The following is a 2,345-nucleotide window of genomic DNA, read 5'->3' on the forward strand; positions in this document are numbered from 1 at the left end:
GTTCGATCCGCTGACCGCCGTCACCGACGCCTTCACCAGCTTCGTCTTCGGCAAGACCGAGACCACCCGCCTGCCCGTGCGCACCTCCACGGGCCAGGCACAGGCCGTCTACCTGCCCACCGCCGCCAGTGCCGCCGCGCGCAGCGCCGCGTGCAGCACGGTGCGGCGCACCCCGCGGCCCGGGCCCGCCCGGAAGGGGGCGCAGGCCCGGTGGGGGCCGGCCACGTACCGGATGCCCCGCAGCGGGTGCCCGGCCGGATGCACGCCGAGCGCGGCCAGGGCGGCGACGGCCCCCGGCATCAGCCCCTCGCCGCACGCCTTGTCGACGGTGCCGGCGCGCTGTTCGAGGACGGTGACCTCGAGCCCCGCCCGGACCGCGTGCAGGGCGGTGGCGAGGCCGGCCGGCCCTCCGCCGACGACGAGGAGGTCCACGATGGCCCTTCCCCCGGGCATCTCAGGCCAGTCGCGCCAGTGCGGCGTCCTCGGTGCGGACGCGGGCGGCCAGCAGGAAGCCGTTCAGCACCGTGAAGACGGCCGCCGTGATCCAGGCCGAGTGGACCAGCGGCAGGGCCAGTCCCTCGACGACGACGGCCAGGTAGTTCGGGTGCGGCAGGCGGCGGTAGGGACCGCCGGTCACCCGTGCGGCGCCGGGCACGACGATCACCCGGGTGTTCCACTGCCGGCCCAGGGTGGCGATGCACCACCAGCGCAGCGCCTGCGAGGCCGCGACGAGGGCGAGCATGGCCCAGGCGAGCACCGGCGGGACCTCCGGCCGGCGCGCCCACACCTCCACCAGCGCGCCGGCGAGCAGGCCCGTGTGCAGCGCCACCATGAACGGGTAGTGCCCCCGCCCGAGTTCCACACCGCCGCGCGCGAAGCTCCAGGCGGCGTTGCGGCGGGACACGGCCAGCTCGGCGACCCGCTCCAGGCCGACGGCCGCGACCAGGGCGGTGAACAGGAGCTCGCCGCTCATTCCGCACCGCCCGGGGCGCGCAGGAGGACGAGTTCGGAGCAGAAGCCCGGGCCCATGGCGAGCATCAGCCCGTAGGAGCCGGGCCGGGGCGGGCGTTCGGCGAGCGTGTCCGCCATGACGTGCAGCACCGAGGCGGAGGACAGGTTGCCGATCCGGCGCAGCGAGTCCCAGGTCACGGCCAGGGCTTCCCGCCCGACCCCGAGCGCGTCCTGCAGCGCGCGGAGGACCTTGGGGCCGCCGGGGTGGGCCACGTACCAGCCGAGGTCGCCGGCGGTCAGACCGTGCTCGGCGAGGAAGTCGCGCACGTCACTGCCGATGTGACGGCGCACCAGGTCGGGGACCGAGGCGTCGAGCACGATCCTGAGCCCTCCGGGGCCGACGTCCCAGCCCATCGCGCGCTCCGAGTCGGGGTACAGGCGGCTGCGCGAGGCCAGCACGAGGGGCTGGGCGGGGTCCTCGGAGCGTGCGAGCGGATGTTCGGGGCCGACGGCGACCACCGCCGCGGCGCCGTCCCCGAACAGGCCGCCGGCCACGAGGTTGGCGACCGAGGCGTCGTCGCGCTGGAGGGTGAGCGAGCACAGCTCGACCGACATCAGCACCGCGACCCCGTCCGGCCGGCCGCGCAGCAGGTCGTGCAGCCGGGCGACGCCGGCCACGCCGGCGACGCAGCCGAGGCCGACCAGCGGCAGGCGCACCACGTCGGGGCGCAGTCCGATCTCCGCCGCCACGCGGGCCTCCAGCGAGGGGACGGCCAGGCCGGTCACCGTGCACGACACGATGCAGTCGACGTCGGCGGGGGCGAGGCCGGCGTCCTTGAGCGCTTCGACGACCGCGCGGCCGCCGAGCTCGGTGCCGGCCCGGATGAAGGCGTCGTTCGCCCGGCCGAAGTCCCCCAGCCGGGCGTACTCCCGAAGCGGGAGCGCGGTGTGCCGGGTCTCGACGCACACGTTGCGGTGCAGCCGCTCGACGACGCCGCGGTCGGCGGTGCCGCCGGCCAGCATGGCGGCGAGGGACTCGGTGATCTCCTCCTGCCGGTGGCGGTGCTCGGGCAGGGTGCCGCGAACGCTGAGGACGCGCGTGCTCATACTGGCTCCCGGGTTCGGCCGGTCGGGCGGGCGGATGCGGCGAGCGCCCGGCCGAGGCCGAACGCGAGGGCGGGGGTGAACCGGCCGCGGGCGAGGCCGAGTTCGACGAGGTCGTCGAAGACGCGCTGGTCGGTCGCGGAGGCGCGCAGGGCGGCCTCGACGATGCGGTGGCCGCGGGCGAGACGGGCGGCCAGGGCGGTGTGGCGCAGATGGGGCAGCAGGATCCGGCCGGTGGCGCGGGCGTACCGCTCCCCCGCCCGGCCGGGCCGCCCCTCGCGCAGGGCCGC

Annotated in this window: 2 protein-coding genes and 2 pseudogenes; all 4 read right to left on the reverse strand. The window is 76.8% G+C overall.

Annotated features, from left to right (window positions below):
* Positions 1–120: 120 nt before the first annotated feature.
* A pseudogene (locus ACLIYP_RS30195) lies at positions 121–453 on the reverse strand (NAD(P)/FAD-dependent oxidoreductase); the annotation flags it as partial.
* A 1-nt stretch (position 454) separates the two neighbouring features.
* Positions 455–973, reverse strand: a complete 519-nt coding sequence (locus ACLIYP_RS30200; RefSeq protein WP_412716260.1) for an isoprenylcysteine carboxyl methyltransferase family protein — start codon at positions 971–973, stop codon at positions 455–457.
* A complete protein-coding gene (locus ACLIYP_RS30205) occupies positions 970–2,058 on the reverse strand; it encodes a type III polyketide synthase (protein ID WP_412716261.1) in 1,089 nt (362 codons plus the stop codon). Before ACLIYP_RS30205 ends, ACLIYP_RS30200 begins: the two co-directional genes overlap by 4 nt.
* Positions 2,055–2,345 (reverse strand): annotated as a pseudogene (locus tag ACLIYP_RS30210) (hyaluronate lyase); the annotation flags it as partial. The gene ACLIYP_RS30205 and the pseudogene ACLIYP_RS30210, both read right to left, overlap by 4 nt.

The organism is Streptomyces nanhaiensis, assembly GCF_046614825.1.
In the GTDB taxonomy this organism is placed as follows: Bacteria; Actinomycetota; Actinomycetes; order Streptomycetales; family Streptomycetaceae; genus Streptomyces; species Streptomyces radiopugnans.